14 protein-coding genes are annotated in these 17,518 nt (G+C 29.7%); all 14 read left to right on the forward strand.

The features are described 5' to 3' along the window. Positions 1 to 102 precede the first annotated feature (102 nt). The 14 genes from ACZJV1_RS04260 (at position 103) to ACZJV1_RS04325 (ending at position 17,491) form a co-directional block, all read left to right on the forward strand. Positions 103 to 939, forward strand: a complete 837-nt coding sequence (locus ACZJV1_RS04260; RefSeq protein WP_463651537.1) for a Cof-type HAD-IIB family hydrolase — start codon at positions 103 to 105, stop codon at positions 937 to 939. 130 nt (positions 940 to 1,069) lie between these two features. Then, on the forward strand, positions 1,070 to 1,531 hold the full coding sequence (locus tag ACZJV1_RS04265) for a tRNA (cytidine(34)-2'-O)-methyltransferase (protein WP_463651538.1): 462 nt from the start codon (positions 1,070 to 1,072) through the stop codon (positions 1,529 to 1,531). 17 nt (positions 1,532 to 1,548) lie between these two features. Further along, positions 1,549 to 2,385 (forward strand): DegV family protein, encoded by an 837-nt coding sequence (locus ACZJV1_RS04270; protein WP_463651539.1) that lies wholly within the window; start codon positions 1,549 to 1,551, stop codon positions 2,383 to 2,385. A 204-nt stretch (positions 2,386 to 2,589) separates the two neighbouring features. Beyond that, positions 2,590 to 3,642, forward strand: coding sequence for a BMP family lipoprotein (locus ACZJV1_RS04275; RefSeq protein ID WP_463651540.1), 1,053 nt, complete (start codon positions 2,590 to 2,592; stop codon positions 3,640 to 3,642). 107 nt (positions 3,643 to 3,749) lie between these two features. Beyond that, on the forward strand, positions 3,750 to 5,132 hold the full coding sequence (gene rpoN, locus ACZJV1_RS04280; protein WP_463651541.1) for an RNA polymerase factor sigma-54: 1,383 nt from the start codon (positions 3,750 to 3,752) through the stop codon (positions 5,130 to 5,132). 268 nt (positions 5,133 to 5,400) lie between these two features. Beyond that, on the forward strand, positions 5,401 to 6,438 hold the full coding sequence (locus ACZJV1_RS04285) for a sugar-binding transcriptional regulator (protein ID WP_411170018.1): 1,038 nt from the start codon (positions 5,401 to 5,403) through the stop codon (positions 6,436 to 6,438). Positions 6,439 to 6,490: 52 nt separating this feature from the next. Then, the gene (gene gap, locus ACZJV1_RS04290) at positions 6,491 to 7,489 is read left to right on the forward strand and encodes a type I glyceraldehyde-3-phosphate dehydrogenase (protein ID WP_411170019.1); all 999 of its coding nucleotides are present in this window, start codon (positions 6,491 to 6,493) and stop codon (positions 7,487 to 7,489) included. Between the two features lie 186 nt (positions 7,490 to 7,675). Further along, the gene (locus ACZJV1_RS04295) at positions 7,676 to 8,854 is read left to right on the forward strand and encodes a phosphoglycerate kinase (RefSeq protein WP_463651542.1); all 1,179 of its coding nucleotides are present in this window, start codon (positions 7,676 to 7,678) and stop codon (positions 8,852 to 8,854) included. A gap of 156 nt (positions 8,855 to 9,010) precedes the next feature. Then, a complete protein-coding gene (tpiA, locus tag ACZJV1_RS04300; RefSeq protein ID WP_463651543.1) occupies positions 9,011 to 9,757 on the forward strand; it encodes a triose-phosphate isomerase in 747 nt (248 codons plus the stop codon). A gap of 683 nt (positions 9,758 to 10,440) precedes the next feature. Then, positions 10,441 to 11,856: an APC family permease gene (locus tag ACZJV1_RS04305; protein ID WP_463651544.1), complete on the forward strand. Its 1,416-nt coding sequence runs from the start codon at positions 10,441 to 10,443 to the stop codon at positions 11,854 to 11,856. Between the two features lie 38 nt (positions 11,857 to 11,894). After that, positions 11,895 to 13,136 carry a metal-dependent hydrolase family protein gene (locus ACZJV1_RS04310; protein ID WP_463651545.1) on the forward strand — a complete coding sequence of 414 codons (1,242 nt, stop codon included), beginning with the start codon at positions 11,895 to 11,897 and terminating at the stop codon, positions 13,134 to 13,136. Positions 13,137 to 13,387: 251 nt separating this feature from the next. Further along, complete coding sequence (gpmI, locus tag ACZJV1_RS04315; RefSeq protein WP_463651546.1) at positions 13,388 to 14,914, forward strand: 2,3-bisphosphoglycerate-independent phosphoglycerate mutase; 1,527 nt, start codon at positions 13,388 to 13,390, stop codon at positions 14,912 to 14,914. 183 nt (positions 14,915 to 15,097) lie between these two features. Continuing rightward, positions 15,098 to 16,468 carry a hypothetical protein gene (locus ACZJV1_RS04320; RefSeq protein WP_463651547.1) on the forward strand — a complete coding sequence of 457 codons (1,371 nt, stop codon included), beginning with the start codon at positions 15,098 to 15,100 and terminating at the stop codon, positions 16,466 to 16,468. A 156-nt stretch (positions 16,469 to 16,624) separates the two neighbouring features. Next, on the forward strand, positions 16,625 to 17,491 hold the full coding sequence (locus ACZJV1_RS04325) for a DegV family protein (protein ID WP_463651548.1): 867 nt from the start codon (positions 16,625 to 16,627) through the stop codon (positions 17,489 to 17,491). Positions 17,492 to 17,518: the final 27 nt, after the last annotated feature.

A 17,518-nucleotide genomic window follows, 5' to 3' on the forward strand; every position in this document is an offset into this window, starting at 1 on the left:
GTTAAATAGGCATAATAAATGTTATCAATATGTTAAATTTATTGTTGAAGATTTAGTGTAATGATATTATAGTAATATAAAAGGTAAGTAAAGGAGTTTTTTATGGATTACAAAATGGTTTGTATTGATATGGATGGAACTTTACTTGGTAAGGGAAAAAAAGTATCTGAAGAAAGTAAAAAAGCAATAAAAGAAATTCATGATAAAGGAGTAGAAGTAGTAGTAACTACAGGTAGAATTTATAATAATGCAGAATACTATTCTAATCTTTTAGGAGTCGAATCACCTGTCATTGCGGCAAATGGAGCTATAGTTAGAGAAAAATATACAAATAAGGTTATATATGAAAATCCAATACAGACTGAAGAATGTATTAAATTAGTTGATATGTTATATAAGATGAAAATGTATTTTCATTTCTATACTTTAGATAGTATATATTGCAGTAATAATTTAACTCAATTAGCAACTAAGTTATATATGACAAAACAAGTAGGTGATGATAGCTTAAAAATAAATTATTACGTTATAAATAATATAGAGAAATGGAAGAGTTTTTTTAGAGAGAATAATGGCAAGATTACAAAATGTATAGCATTTTCATTAAACCCAGAAAAAATTAGCAAACTTAAAAATAGCCTAAATGAATTTGATTATATAGTGTATTTTGGAGCAGGAAGAAGAAGTGTAGAGATAAATAATAAAGGGGTTTCAAAAGGAAATGCAGTAAAAGTTTTAGCTGATTATTATGGATTTAAAAGAGAAGAAATTATATGTATTGGTGATAACGAAAATGACTTATCTATGATTGAATATGCAGGTGTTGGCATAGCTATGGGAAATGCTATAGAACCTGTAAAAAAAATAGCTGAGTACATAACTGATACAAATTTAGAAAATGGAGTTGCAAAAGCTATAAATAAATTTTTTGAACTTTAGATAAGAAAATATTTTGTTAATAAATACTAAATAACTTTGACTAATGTAGTTTCCTATAGTATCATTTTTTATATAGTTTTACTAAAGTAAGATGAATGCATCTTACTTTTTTAATCGGAGGTAAGAAAAATTGAATTTAAATATAGTTTTATACCAACCAGAAATACCACAAAATACAGGGAATATTGCAAGAACTTGTGTTTTAACAAATTCAACATTGCATTTAATCAAACCAATGGGATTTACAATAGATGATAAGCAAGTAAAGCGTGCTGGATTAGATTATTGGAGCGAGTTAAAGCTTGAAATTCATGAGAGTTATGAAGACTTTATGAAAAAATACGGAAATGAGAGAATATTTTTAGCTACAACGCATGGAGGGGTACATTATGATGAAGCTTCTTTTAAAGAAGGAGATTTTATAATGTTTGGAAGAGAATCCTCAGGCGTACCAGAAAGAGTACATAATAATCATGAAGGAATAAGGGTTCCTATGATTAAAACTAGCACTAGAAGTTTAAATCTTTCAAATACAGTTGCTATCATAGCTTATGAAGCATTAAGACAAATTGGTTTTCCTGGAATGAAGTAACTTTAGGGGGAATAAAAGTGGAAAAAATAAAAATATTAACAGATAGCTGTTTAGATCTTCCAGAAGAATTAATAAAAGAAAATAATATAGAAGTAATACCTGTTTTAATTAATTTTGGCGAAGAAAGCTACATTGATAGAGAAGAAATTAACTTAGAAGAAATGCAAGAAAAAATACAAAAAGATAAAGTTTTTCCAACAACAGCACAAATAACTCCAATCAGGTTTGAAGAATACTTTAAAAAAAGCTTAGATGAAGGATATAAAGTGTTAGCAATACTTATGTCATCTAACATGAGTGGAACATATAATTCGGCTTGTATTGCAAGAGACATGTTAGAAACAGAAGATATAGTAATAGTTGATACACAAGTTATAACATCTGCTCAAGGATTTTTTGTATTAAAGGCTTGTGAGCTTAGAGATAAAGGTTTAAAAGCAGAAGAAATAAAAGAAGAACTTTTAAAAATAATACCTAAAATGAATGCTTCATTATGTTTTGAATCTCTTGAAAATCTAGTTAGAGGTGGAAGGATTTCAAAGACAGCAGGTGCAATAGGAACTGCTTTAGGGTTAAAAGTGATAATTGGATTCGAAGATGGAATGATGACATCAAAAGATAAAGTAAGAGGAAATAAAAAAGCTTTAAAAAAGATAATTTCTGATTATGAAACAAGCAATCCAGATAAAAGCGAACCTGTAATTTTAATAGAAATAGAAAGTCCAGAAATGAAAAGTGAGCTGAAAAAATATTTAGAAGAAAATAATATAAAATATATAGAAACAAAACCTGGATGTGCTGTTGGAATACACTCAGGTACAAGAGTAAGTGGATTATTCTTTTTAAGTAAGTAATATTTAAAATAACTAGTATTTTAAAAGTAATGCTTAAAGTTTTAATTCGAATAAAATTTTAATTAGTGCAATAATAAATTATTTTAAAATAATGTTTATATAAAGATAAGGAAAAATTCCTTATCTTTTTTGTTTTAAAGAAAGACAACCCGAATTTTTATATATTTATTGGGGTAAGCTAAAATAAAAAGGAAGGTGGTTACAGTGTATAAGAAAAAGATATTATTACTATCATTTACTATATATATTATATTTTCAATGTCAGGATGTCAGGCTCTTAATAGCTCAATAATAAATTTGGAAAAAGTTAAAGTTGCTTATGTTATAAATAAAGGATGTTTAGAAGATAAGGGATTAAATGAATTGGGGCTAGAAGGCGTAAACAAGGCTGCTACAGAACTTGGAGTTAAGATAACTACTATAGAAATAGATGAGAGTAATGAACAAAACTTTCAAAAAGAATTTATAAAAGCTACAAAGAGCAATGATTTAATAATTGTAGTTGGAGATGATTTTAATAATGTAGTAAATGAAGCTGCAACTAACTATAGAGATAAGAAGTTTATAGCAACATCAAATAGAATTAGAGAAAGTAATGTTCAAAATATAAGCTTTAGGTATGAAGAAGGTGGATTTTTAGCAGGAGTATTGGCAGGGAGAAAGAGCACAAATAAAGAAGTAGGTTATATTGCAATAAAAGACAGTGAACCAAATAAACAATTGTTATCAGGATATATGGCAGGAGTTAAAATAACTAACCCATCTGCATTATCCAAGCTATTATCAAGTGAAAATGTTAAGTATGTTGAAGATTGCACTAAAATAAATATAGCATATAATGAAGCTTTAAAACTTTATGGTAATGGTTGTGAAGTAATACTAACAGATGCTGGTAGAGCTTCTGAAGGTGTTTTTAAAGCAGCAAAGGAAAAAGGTAAGTATGTTATTAATATTGGAATGGATGCAAGAGAAGTATATAGTGATTATAGAGAAAATATATTAGGCTCATTAAAGGTAAATTTTGATAAGGTGCTATATGAAAGTGTATCAGATGTAAAGAAGGGATTATTTAAGAGCGGTAAAGTTAATAAAATAAATGAAGGCTTAAAGGAAAATACTTTAGAAGTTATAATAAATGATGCTTTAATTGACATAAAAACCATAGATTTAATAAATACATATAAAAGTCAAGTAATTAAAGAAAAGATAGAGATTCCTAAGATAAAAGAAGAGGTGCTTGAATTTAAAGTTCAATAATGACTTGATATAACGTTTACTTAAGGTTTATACTAGTATTAAAGATTTATCTTTAATACTAGTATATTAAGTAAAAGTTATAGTTTTTTTGAATGAAGGTGTACTGTATGAAATTAGATTTTAATTTGAATCTCACGCAAGAACAAAAGTTAATAATGACTCAGCAAATGCAGTTATCTATAAAACTCTTACAAATGTCAACTTATGATTTAAGAGAGTATATAGAAAATGAATTTGTAGAAAATCCAATACTAGAAGGTGATTTTGATTTTGTCCAAGAAGACAAGGAGTATCAGGACAAAATTAATTACAAAGAAATGATAAAATACTTAGAATTTGATAATTATGGATCTCAAAGTTATGGAGAATATAATAAAGAAGATGATGTATCGCCTTTTAATTTCATATGTGAAAAGGAATCTCTTACAGAATATTTGCACGAGCAGTTGTTAGAAAGTGATGAAGACGAATATAAAAAGGCCATAGTATCTTATATGATAGAAAATATAGATAGTAGAGGATATTTGGACATGTCCTTAGAATCCATATGTAAGGAGTTAAATATTTCAATTGTTTTAGGAGAAGAATCATTAGAAATACTTCAGGATTTGGAACCAGATGGAATAGGAGCTAGAGATTTAAAAGAATGCTTAAAAATACAGCTAATTAAGATGGGAATTTTAGATGATAATTTAGAAATTATAATAGATGAGTATTTAGATTTAATTGCAGATAATAAATTTAATATTATAGCCAAGAATTTGAAAATAACTCCAAAAGAAGCTCAAGATTTAGGAGACATAATAAAGGGACTTGAACCTAAGCCTTCCAGAGGATTCTACACAGGAGATGAAGTTAAATTTATAATTCCTGATGCAGCTATTAGAAAAATAGATGGACAATACTTTGTTATAATGAATGATGGAGTTATACCAAGATTATCTATAAGTAATTTATATAAAAATATTATAAATAATAAAGAAGATAAAAATACAGAAAATTATGTAAAAGAAAAGTTAAGTAGTGCTATGTTTTTAATAAAGAGCATAGAACAAAGAAAAAGTACTTTGCTTAAAATATTAGAAAAGATAGTAGAAAAGCAAAGAGATTATTTTGATAAAGGTCAAAAATATTTAAAACCAATGACACTTAAGGAAATGGCAGAAGAGTTAGGTATACATGAATCTACTGTAAGTAGAGCTATAAAAGATAAATATATATTAACAAGTCTTGGTACTGTGAAAATTAAAGATTTATTTACTACAGGATTAAGTAAGTCAGAAGGTGACGGTGAGGATGTCGCTGTAGTTAACATTAAAAAGCAAATAAAAGAAATGATAGATATTGAAAATAAAAAGAAACCTTTATCAGATCAAATAATATGTGACGAACTTAATAAAAGAAATTTGAATATCTCAAGAAGAACGGTGGCAAAATATAGAGAAGAGATGGAAATAAAATCATCAAGCAAAAGAAAAAGAATAGAATAAATATTAAATTATAAAGAAAAAATAGTAATAGAGAGGTTGGCTATATATTATAATAAGTTGAATTTAAAGGTCAGCCTCTCTCTTATGAACCATTTGTGTAAAATAAGAACTTTAATGGAACATATGAATACAGAATGCTAAAAATTTGTAAAACTTTTAGAAAAGTTTAAAGAAAGTACTTTTAAATTTCAAAGAAGTGTTTTATAATAATAAATGTGGGACATATATATTATATGTGGGACTTTTTTAGACCAAAGGAGGGTTGGAAGTGCAGGAAATATTGTCTTTACAGAAAAAAATAGTTCCTGAACTTGTAGAAGTCCTAGAGAAAAGATATAACATACTTAGGACTATATATTACAATCAGCCTATCGGAAGACGTGTTTTAGCCAATCAGTTAGATCTTGGAGAAAGAATAGTAAGAACTGAAATAAGTTTTTTAAAATCACAAAATCTAATAGAAATAAACACTCCAGGAATGACAGTAACTGAAGAGGGACAAGAGGTAGTAGATAAACTTAAAGATTTTATACATGAAATTAAAGGATTATCTGATATTGAAGAAAACATAAAGGCCTTCCTTGGCTTAAGAGATGTAATAATTGTTCCTGGTGATGTAGAAATGAACCCTATAATTTTAAAAGAACTTGGTAAAGCTACAGCGAATTATCTAAAATCAATTATTAAAGATAATAATATAATAGCTATAACCGGGGGCAACACTATTAAAGAGTTTGTAGAAGCATTACCTAAGATAAATAATATTTCAAATATTCTCGTAGTTCCAGCAAGAGGAGGTATGGGAAGAAAAGTTGAAATACAAGCAAGTACATTAGCAGCATCCTTAGCACAAAAGCTAAATGGCGCTTATAAGTTGCTTCATATTCCAGAAAACCTTAGTTTAGAACTTTTAGATACTTTACTAAAGGAAAAAGAAATAAAAGAAGTAATAGATAATATTCATAAAGCAGATATTTTAATATATGGAATAGGGGATGCTTTAGTTATGGCTGAGAAGAGAGATGTTTTAGAGGAAGAACTTTATAAACTTAAATTTCTTGGAGCTGTAGGAGAGGCATTTGGATGTTACTTTAACAAAGATTCTAAGGTGGTTTCAGAAAATACTTCAATTGGAATAAATATTAATGAAGCAAGAAAAATTAACACACATATTGCAGTAGCAGCTGGGGAAAATAAAGTTGACGCTATTATTGCAACTATGATGAGAAACAATAATGCAGTGTTAGTAACGGATGAAGCAGCTGGTAGAAAAATCGTAGAATTTATCAAGGAACAAACTAAATAAGCTTAAAATTTTAAAAATTTTAAATATAACTATTTTTAGGAGGTAATTGCAAATGGTAAATGTAGCAATTAATGGTTTTGGAAGAATAGGAAGATTAGCATTAAGATTAATGATTGAAAACCCAGAATTCAACGTGGTAGCAATCAATGACTTAACAGATGCTAAAACTTTAGCTCACTTATTCAAGTATGACTCAGCACAAGGTAGATTTAACGGAGAAATCGAAGTTAAAGAAGGTGCTTTCGTAGTTAATGGAAAAGAAATAAAAGTAACAGCTGAAAGAAATCCAGCTGACCTACCATGGGCAGCATTAAATGTTGATGTAGTTTTAGAATGTACTGGATTCTTCACTTCTCAAGAAAAGGCTGGATTACACTTACAAGCTGGAGCTAAGAAAGTAGTTATATCAGCTCCTGCAACTGGTGATATTAAAACAGTTGTATTCAACACTAACCAAGAAATATTAGATGGTACTGAAACAGTTATTTCAGGTGCTTCATGTACTACAAACTGTTTAGCTCCAATGGCTAAAGTATTAAATGACAAGTTCGTAATCCAAAAAGGATTTATGACAACTATTCACGCTTACACTAATGACCAAAACACTTTAGATGGTCCTCATGCTAAGGGTGATTTAAGAAGAGCTAGAGCTGCTGCTGCTAACATAGTTCCAAACTCAACTGGAGCTGCTAAAGCAATTGGATTAGTTATTCCTGAATTAAAAGGAAAATTAGATGGAGGCGCTCAAAGAGTTCCTGTTATAACTGGTTCATTAACTGAATTAGTATGTACTTTAGAAAAGAAAGTAACAGCTCAAGAAATCAATGAAGCTATGAAAGCTGCTGCAAATGAATCATTCGGTTATACTGAAGAAGAATTAGTATCAGGAGATATCATCGGAATCAGCTTTGGTTCATTATTTGATGCTACTCAAACAAAGGTTATGGAAGTTAACGGAGAACAATTAGTTAAAGTTGCTTCTTGGTACGACAATGAAATGTCATACACTAACCAATTAATCAGAACTTTAAAGTACTTCGTAACTAGATAATTAAATAGTTAAGTTTATACTTATAAAGAACATATTGTTGGTCTGGTTTTATAGTAAAATCTATGAGGCCAGACCAATTTTAAATTAAGCAGAGGTTGAAAATCTTTGATTTTTACTATTAATGCTTACTATTATGAATGAAATGAACAAGAGTTTCATTAAAAATAAATTTAAGAGGTGAAATCAATGAGCTTTAATAAGAAAACTATAGAAGATATAGCTGTTAAAGGTAAAAAGGTTTTAGTAAGATGTGACTTCAATGTGCCATTAAAAGATGGTGTTATAACAGATGAAAATAGATTAAATGGTGCATTACCAACAATTAAATATTTAATAGATAATGGTGCAAGAGTTATACTTTGCTCACACTTAGGAAAAGATGCATCAAAATCATTAGCTCCAGTTGCTAAAAGATTAAGCGAAATGCTAAATCAAGAAGTTGTATTTGCAAGAGATGAAGAAGTTGTAGGAGAAAATGCTAGAGATGCTGTTGCAAACATGAAAGATGGAGATGTTGTATTATTAGAAAATACAAGATGCAGAAAAGAAGAAACTAAGAATATCGAAGAATTCTCAAAAGAATTAGCTTCATTAGCTGATATATTTGTAAATGATGCTTTTGGTACAGCTCACAGAGCACACTGCTCAACAGTTGGAGTTACTGAATTCTTAGATACAGCTGTATGTGGATACTTAATTCAAAAAGAATTAAAATTCTTAGGAGAAGCTGTAAATAATCCTGTTAGACCATTTGTTGCTATATTAGGTGGAGCTAAGGTTTCAGATAAAATAGCTGTTATAAACAACTTATTAGAAAAAGTTGATACACTAATAATTGGTGGAGGAATGGCTTACACATTCTTAAAAGCTCAAGGATATGAAGTAGGGTCATCATTAGTAGAAGCTGATAGAATTGAATATGCTAAAGAAATGATAGAAAAGGCAGCTTCTAAAGGAGTTAAGTTCTTATTACCAGTTGACCACAGAGTTGCTACAGAATTCAAAGATGTTGAACCTGTAATAACAGAAGATCAAAACATTCCAGCAGGAAGTATGGGATTAGATATCGGACCTAAAACAGAAACTATATACGCTGATGCAATTAAAGATGCTAAAACAGTTATATGGAACGGACCAATGGGAGTATTCGAATTCGAAAACTTCAACAAAGGAACAATTGCAGTTGCTAAAGCTATGGCAGATGCAGATGCTACAACAGTTATTGGTGGAGGAGACTCAGCTGCTGCTGTTAATATCTTAGGATTTGGAGATAAAATGACTCATATCTCAACAGGTGGTGGAGCTTCTCTAGAATTCTTAGAAGGTAAAGCATTACCAGGAATAGAAGCTTTAAACAACAAATAAGCTTTAAAGAATTTGAATTTTTGATTTAAATATTAAAACTTATTTTTTTTAGTACTCCTATGAACTTATGTTAATAGGAGTTTCTTAAAAATTTATAAACAATAAATCTGCAATATATATTGCAATTTTATATCAAATTATATGAGGTGATTTTAAATGAGAAAAGCAATAATAGCTGGAAACTGGAAAATGCATTATACTCCAGCAGAGGCTGTAAAAGTTATAGAAGAATTAAAACCATTAGTAAAGAATGCTACATGTGATGTAGTAGTATGCCCAACTTTTGTTTGTTTAGATGCTGTATTAAAAGCAGTAGAAGGATCAAACATCAAAGTTGCAGCTCAAAACATGCACTTTGAAGAAAAGGGTGCTTTCACAGGAGAAGTTGCTCCAGGAATGCTAGAAGCTATGGGAGTTAGCTATGTTGTTTTAGGACACAGTGAAAGAAGAGAATACTTTAATGAAACTGATGAAGCTTTAAACAAAAAAGTTAAGGCTGCATTTGCACACAATTTAACTCCAATACTTTGCTGTGGAGAAACTTTAGAGCAAAGAGAAAATGGAACAACTAATGAAGTTGTTGGAGCTCAAATTAAAGCTGATTTAGAAGGATTATCAAAGGAATTAGCAGAAAAAGTAGTTATTGCTTACGAACCAATCTGGGCAATAGGAACTGGTAAAACAGCTACTAATGAACAAGCTAATGAAACAATAATGGCAATAAGAAATGTTGTTGTAGAAATGTTCGGAAAAGAAGTTGCTGATAAAGTAAGAATCCAATACGGTGGATCAGTTAAGCCAAATACAATTAAAGACCAAATGGCTATGTCAGACATAGATGGTGCTTTAGTTGGTGGAGCTAGCTTAGTTGCATCTGATTTTTCACAAATAGTTAATTTCTAAGAAAAATTTATAAATAACCTTGTAGGAAATAATAAATTTCCTATAAGGTTATTTTTACTTTATAGGAAATTATATTCTTAAAATCTGTGTATAAATTATTTATAGAATATAAGTTATTAAAGTTAGTCCTATAGAGTAAAAAACAGAATAAAGTACGCGTGCAAAATTTTCATCAGGCAAGCTTCGGGCACTGAAAAGTGCAACTTCCATTAACCAAATATAAAATTTGTAGTGTCATTTAAATGCACATTCGCGAAAAAAGTCGACAGCTCAGCAAGCTCACATTGTCGACTTTTCTATTTTACTTTTAATAATAAGAAAGATAATAATAATTCAAATAGCATATTTTAGAGAAAATGAAGAAAAAAATGTTTATAAATGATAAGAATTGACGAGAAAATATTCACTTAGGGGAAATATTTGGAATAAGGATAATTTATATATTATTTTATCTATTATAGGGGAAAATAGATAAATATAGGGAAAAATAGATAAAAAATGAAAAAGGAAAATATTTGTAAAACGATTTCAGTAAGAGTATAATGTACTTGTATGATAAATACGACATAACTTTATAACAGTAAAGAAGGTGTGTTTATGATTAATCTTAGTATTTATAATACTTCCTAAAAGAAATTGTGTATTAAGATTATTAAATGTATTACAGAATTTTGGGGGAACAAATGGGAGAGAATGTTGGAATGAAAAAATCCTTATCCTTATGGAATTTTTTTACTATAGGGTTTGGAGCAATTATAGGAACTGGCTGGGTATTACTTGTTGGTGATTGGATGAAAATAGGTGGTGGTCCTGTACCAGCGATGATAGCTTTTATGATTGGAGCTATTTTTTTATTGCCTATAGGAGCTGTTTTTGGTGAATTAACATCAGCTATACCAATTTCAGGTGGGATAGTTGAATATGTATCAAGAACCTGTGGTGATAAATTATCTTACTTTACAGGATGGTTTTTAGTGTTAGGAAATGCAATATTATGTCCTTGGGAAGCTATTGCAATTTCAACATTAATAGGAGAGTTTATACCATCATTAAATGTTATTCCATTATATGAGATTATGGGGGCAACAGTATATCTTCCACCACTATTAATCTCATTAATTTTTGCAGGGTATGTTATTTACCTTAATTTTAAAGGTGCTTCATCAGCAGCTAAGCTACAAGGATTTTTAGCAAAGTTGTTATTAGGTGGAATGCTTATTGCTATGGGAATTTCCTTATTTAAAGGAGGTCCATCAAACATTTTACCAATATATGATGGAACAATATCAGGGGCTGGGGAAGGATCTAGTATATGGATGGGGATATTACCAGTCCTTGTAATGACACCATTTTTTTATGCCGGATTTGATACAATACCACAACAAGCAGAGGAGGCTTCTGAGGGATTAGATTGGAATAAATTTGGTAAGGTAATATCTTTAGCATTATTAGCAGCAGGTGTATTTTATGTTATTTGTATCTATTCCTTTGGATCCATTGTAAAGTGGCAGGATTTTATAACTCACAATATACCAGCATTAACAATACTATCAGTAATAGGTCTGGGAGTATTTTATAAGATAATGATGGTTATTGCAGTAATGGGGCCATTAGGACCAATGAATTCTTTTTTTGCAGCTTCAAGTAGAATACTACTTGCCATGGGTAGAAAGGAACAATTACCAAGTAAGTTTGCAAAGATAGATGAGAAAACTGGAACACCTAAAGTAGCTAACGTATTAATGGCAATTTTAACAATAATAGGTCCTTTTTTAGGTAAAAATATGTTAGTTCCATTAACTAATGTCAGTTCATTAGCATTTATTTTTGCTTGTTTTATGGCAAGTGTAGCATGCTTGAGAATGAGAAAGACAGAACCAAATTTGAAAAGACCATATAAGGTTCCAGGGGGTAAGGTTGGTATTTATGCAGCTTGTTTAGCTGCGCTAATAATAATTGCATTATTAGTGCTTCCAATGAGTCCAGCATCTTTAAATCTAGTTGAATGGAGCATAGTTATTATATGGCTTTTGGTAGGAATGATTTTTATGGCTGTAAGAAAGAAGAACGTTTATGTTGGTAAGAAAGAAGAGTTTTAAGAAATAAATAATTGAATAATAGATGGGTGGAGGTTTTTATGAGTAAAGTAGCTTTTTTAGGAGGATTATTAATAGATTGTACAGGAGCAGAACCAGTTAAAGATTCTTTGATATTAGTAGAAGATAAAAAAATAAAATATGCAGGGGAAAAAATAGAGTTTGATGATTCATATGAAGTGGTGGATATTAGTGGAAAAACAATAATGCCAGGATTAATAGATTCGCACCTTCATTTTAGTGGTAATTTATCAGACAATGATAATGAATGGGTTTTAGAGCATCCTATTCAAAAAACAGTAGTAGCTGTGGCTCAAGCGAAAGAGGCTTTAGAGCATGGATTAACTTCTGTAGGAGAAATTTCAAGATCAGGGATACACATTCGTAATATGATAGAAAAGGGAATAATTCCAGGACCACGTGTTGTAACAACTGGACTAGGTTTCTGTAGAACTGCAGGACATGGAGATTCTCACAATCTTCCATGGGAATATAATAACGATTCACATCCATGGGCAGAGCGTGTTGATGGACCTTGGGATTTAAGAAAGGCTATTCGTCATAGAATTAGAGAAAATCCAGATGCAATTAAAATATGGTCAACTGGTGGTGGAATATGGAGATTAGATGCAAAAGCAGATTCTCATTATTCAATGGAAGAAATACAAGCTGTAGTTGATGAATGTAATATGGTTGGCCTACCAGTATGGTCTCATGCTGAAGGTTATCAAGGAGCATTAGATTCCTGTAGGGCTGGAGTAAGTGCAATAATACATGGACAAGAGTTAAATGAAGAATGTTTAGATATAATGAAAGAAAAAGATATTACATTTTGTCCAACATATCAATTCTTTACTGAATGGTTTACTGTGTACGAGCCACCATATAGACCAATACATGATAATTTCCCAGGAAATACAGTGGCGGAAAAAGAATTAAATAGAATAACAAGTAATTTATTAAATGCTAATAAGAAAGGTATTCGTATTACAGTTGGCTCAGATTCTTTCTGTAGTTCATTAACTCCATATGGTAAATATGCAATTACTGAAATGTATGCATTAAATAAGGCTGGGTTAACTGAAGAAGAAGTTCTTTTAGCTGCTACAAAAAATGGAGCAGAAATGCTTAGAATAGATAAGGTTACAGGAACTATTGAGGAAGGAAAGTATGCGGATATAATTGTTCTTCAAGGAAATCCTTTGGAAGATATACATGAGGTAGATGCTGACAAAATGGAAATAATAATGAAAGAAGGACACTTTGTAAAGAGAAATATTTAATAAATATCTATAAAGAATCAGTATCAAAATAACTTCTGATACTGATTAACAAAAAAGGAGAATTCGTATTGAATTCTCCTTTTTTATGAATTGTTTGAAAATTTATTGAAATTATTTTCTTGCAAAGGTTTACTGAAATAGGTGTTTTATTGTTTATAAAGTACAAATATAGTATAATAAAGTTAGATTTAAAGAAAGATAATATTAGAATATTGTCAAATATAGATTTTAATAAAAATTTGGAGGGAATTATGGCGAAGAAACCTGTAATGTTAATGATATTAGATGGATTTGGAATTGCTCCAAAATCAGATGGAAATGCTGTTGAAACAGCAAAGAAAGCAAATTTTGATGGACTAATAGAAAAATATCCACACACTCAATTACAAGCTAGTGGATTACATGTTGGATTACCTGATGGACAAATGGGAAACTCTGAAGTTGGTCATTTAAATATAGGTGCAGGAAGAATTATATATCAAGAATTAACAAGAATAACTAAAGAGATTAATGAAGGTGGATTCTTTACAAATGAAGCGTTAAATCTTGCAATTAAAAATGCAAAAGAAAATAATTCAGCACTTCATTTAATGGGATTATTATCAGATGGTGGAGTTCATTCACACATAGATCACTTAAAGGGATTATTACAATTAGCTAAAGAGGCTGAGTTACAAAATGTATATGTTCACTGCTTTATGGATGGAAGAGATGTTCCACCATCATCAGGAAAAGAATTTATAGTAGAGCTTGAAAGCTACATGAAAGAAATTGGTGTAGGTAAGATAGCTACTATTGCAGGTAGATATTATGCAATGGATAGAGATAACAGATGGGAGAGAGTTGAACTTGCTTATAATGCAATGGTATTAGGAAGAGGGGAAGTAGCCTCATCAGCTGTAGAAGCTATTGAAAGATCATACCATGATAATAAAACAGATGAGTTTGTATTACCAGCAGTTATAGATTCAAATGGAATGATTAAGAATAAGGACTCAGTAATATTCTTTAACTTTAGACCAGATAGAGCTAGAGAAATAACTAGAGCTATAAATGATAAAGAATTTAATGGATTCAAGAGAGAAACTTTAAACTTAACGTTTGTAACTATGACTCAATACGACAAGACTTTAGAAGGTGTTAATGTTGCATATAGAGCAGAAGGTATAAATAATACTTTAGGAGAGTATGTATCAAGCAAGGGATTAAACCAATTAAGAATTGCAGAAACTGAAAAGTATGCTCACGTTACATTCTTCTTTAATGGTGGAGTAGAAAAAGAAAATCCAGGTGAAGATAGAGCTCTTATAGCATCACCTAAGGTTGCAACTTATGATTTAAAACCTGAAATGAGTGCTTACGAAGTAACAGAAGAGTTAATTAATAGATTAGATCAAGATAAGTATGACATGGTTATATTAAACTATGCTAACCCAGATATGGTTGGACATACAGGAGTAATGGATGCAGCTGTTAAAGCAATAGAAGTTGTAGATGAGTGTTTAGGAAAGATTGCAAATAAAGTTTTAGAAAAGGACGGAACTTTATTTATAACTGCTGACCACGGTAATGCTGAAACTATGATAGATTTCTCAACAGGAAATCCATTTACAGCACATACAACAGATCCAGTTCCATTTGTATGGATATCAAATCATACAGAAGGAAGAACTTTACAAGAAGGAAAGCTTGCTGATATAGCTCCAACTATGCTAAATGTAATGGGACTTGATGTACCAACAGAAATGACTGGAAAATCATTAATAATAAATAAATAATCATAATAAATGCGTAGCTAAAGGCTGCGCTTTTTATTTTATAATTTACAGATAAAATAATAATTTATTGGAAAATATGATATAATTTACTAAAGTAAGTATGAATTAATATATAGCTTATTATTTAAAATTCTATTGATGTTAATATAGAATAGTTTGATGTTAATGGTAAAGGGGATATGGATGAGTAAATTTCATGAGAATCAGTTCAATGATAAATCGATAATTTTAGATGAAAAGTATTTAAAGAGCTTTTGGCATGAATCTATGAAAAATATTACTATTGGCTTTATGTTTACTGTAGTGACCTTTAATTTTTTATGGTTACAGTATATTTTGCCAACATTAGCAGCAATACTTTTATATATTGGTTTTCGTAACTTAAGAAAAGAAAATAAGGCTCTTAATGCAGCCTGGATTTTTTCTATAATAAATATGATAATTAATGTATTAAATCTGATATATATAAGTACACCTTTAAATGCTAATTCTAAAAATACTTTTATACTAGCATTTATATTAACAGTTTTTCAAATTACTTTTCTTATTATCTTTAGAAAAGGTATACAGAAGGTTTTTCATAAAGCAGATTTACAACCTAAAAAAGACCCTATTTTAGGGTTAATTATTTGGAAGGGTATAGTTATGATTTCTGCCTTAACAGGATTAGGACAAATTTGGTTTATATCTATTCCAATAATTATTTATTATTTTTATATATTTAGATCATTATATAAATTAAGCTATGATATTGAAAATGTTAATTGCATGAATTCAGATAAAAATATAAGACTTAACAAGAGAAATTTAATTTTCATATATATGATAAGTTGTATATTTATAGTTGGAATTAGTTGTGTACTTTCTAATCATATTAGACTAGACTCTGCTGAAGTAGCTCCTGTTAAGGAATTTGGAACGAGAAATATGCTAATAGATGAAGAGGTTCCAATGAAAATTGTTAAGGATATATTAGATAAGGATATTATTATGCTTAAGAATGTAGTAAATATTCAAATTTTTAATGATAAATTAGAGTTTAACTCTAATTTAGAAAATAATTTAAAGGTAACAAGTATTTTTATAGAACTTAAGGATAATGAAATATATGCAATTGAATATTTTAATTTTGGGGAAGACGGACCTTATTGGCAGGATGGTATTGCAATTAGTAACTCACGGCCTTTAGAACTTATAAATGGGAGATTATTGTATGAAAGTAAAGGTGAAAACTACTCATCTTCAATACCTAGGTTAAGTGGAGGCATAGTTGAAAGCACTGATATTTTTGCACAAGAAAGGCATGATTATAAAATAACAGGGGCTATAAATTATCCTTCTAACTCTAAAGATCAAAGAGGATATATTTTTTATAAAATAAATATTCAACAAGGTGATATAGCGGGAACTAATATAGCAGATTATATGCATTATAAGCATCCATTTAGGGTTCCTTACACTGAAATAGAAAAGCAGAATTTAATGTTTAGTGATAATTTGAGACAACATGCTACAAACTTTATGACTAAGAGTGGGATGGAATTGAATAATTAGATGCATTTTAATAATTATGAGATATAATATTGTTAAGACTTGTAGATAGCAATATTATATTTATATTAATTTAGTTTGATAGTCAAGAGTTTTGACAAGTGAAATAAACATATGTATAATATGATTACAAATTAAGAACTTATAGGAGTTGAATGTATGAGTATAAAGTTAATTACAGATTCGGCATGTGATTTATCTATAAATTATATAAAGAAAAACGACATAGAGGTAGTACCATTAACGGTTAATATAAATGGAGAATTTATACCAGATGATTTAGGACAGACGTTAAAACATGAAGATTTTTATAAAATGATTAAAGAAGGAGCAGTGCCATCTACAGCACAGGTGAATGTTGGAGATTTTTTAGAGGTGTTTAAAAAGTGTGTAGATCAAGAGGACGCTATAATATATATAGGATTATCTTCTAGTTTAAGTGGGACTTATAATAGTTCAACAATAGCAAGACAAATGATATTGGAAGAAAATCCAAATGCAATTATACATGTTATTGATTCTTTAAGTGTATCAGTAGGAGAGGGCTCATTAGTTTATCATGCATGTGAGATGATTAAAAATGGTTCTAGTATAGAAGAAATAGTAAACTTTGTTGAAGAAAATAAGAGAAGAATTATCCATGCTATAGTAGTAGATGATTTAAATCACTTAAAAAGAGGTGGGCGTATCTCAGGAACGGTAGCGACTGTGGGAACTTTACTTGGAATAAAACCAACCCTTAAAATAGATGATGAAGGAAAGGTTATTCCAGGAGATAAAATAAAGGGAAGAAAAAAAGCATTAAAGTATTTAGTTCAAGAATTAAAAGAAAAAGCAATAAATCCAGAAGAACAAGTTATTTTTATATGTCATGCAGATTGCTTAAGTGAAGCTGAAGATGTAAAAAAAATGATACTTGAAGAAGTTAAGGTTAAGGATATATTAATTAATTCTATAGGAGCAGTAATTGGAACTCATGGAGGTCCGGGAACTTTAGCATTGGTATTTAAAGGAGATAAGAGATAATAATATTAAAAAATAAAAGCTATGTTT

The organism is Clostridium sp. LS3 (assembly GCF_055330225.1).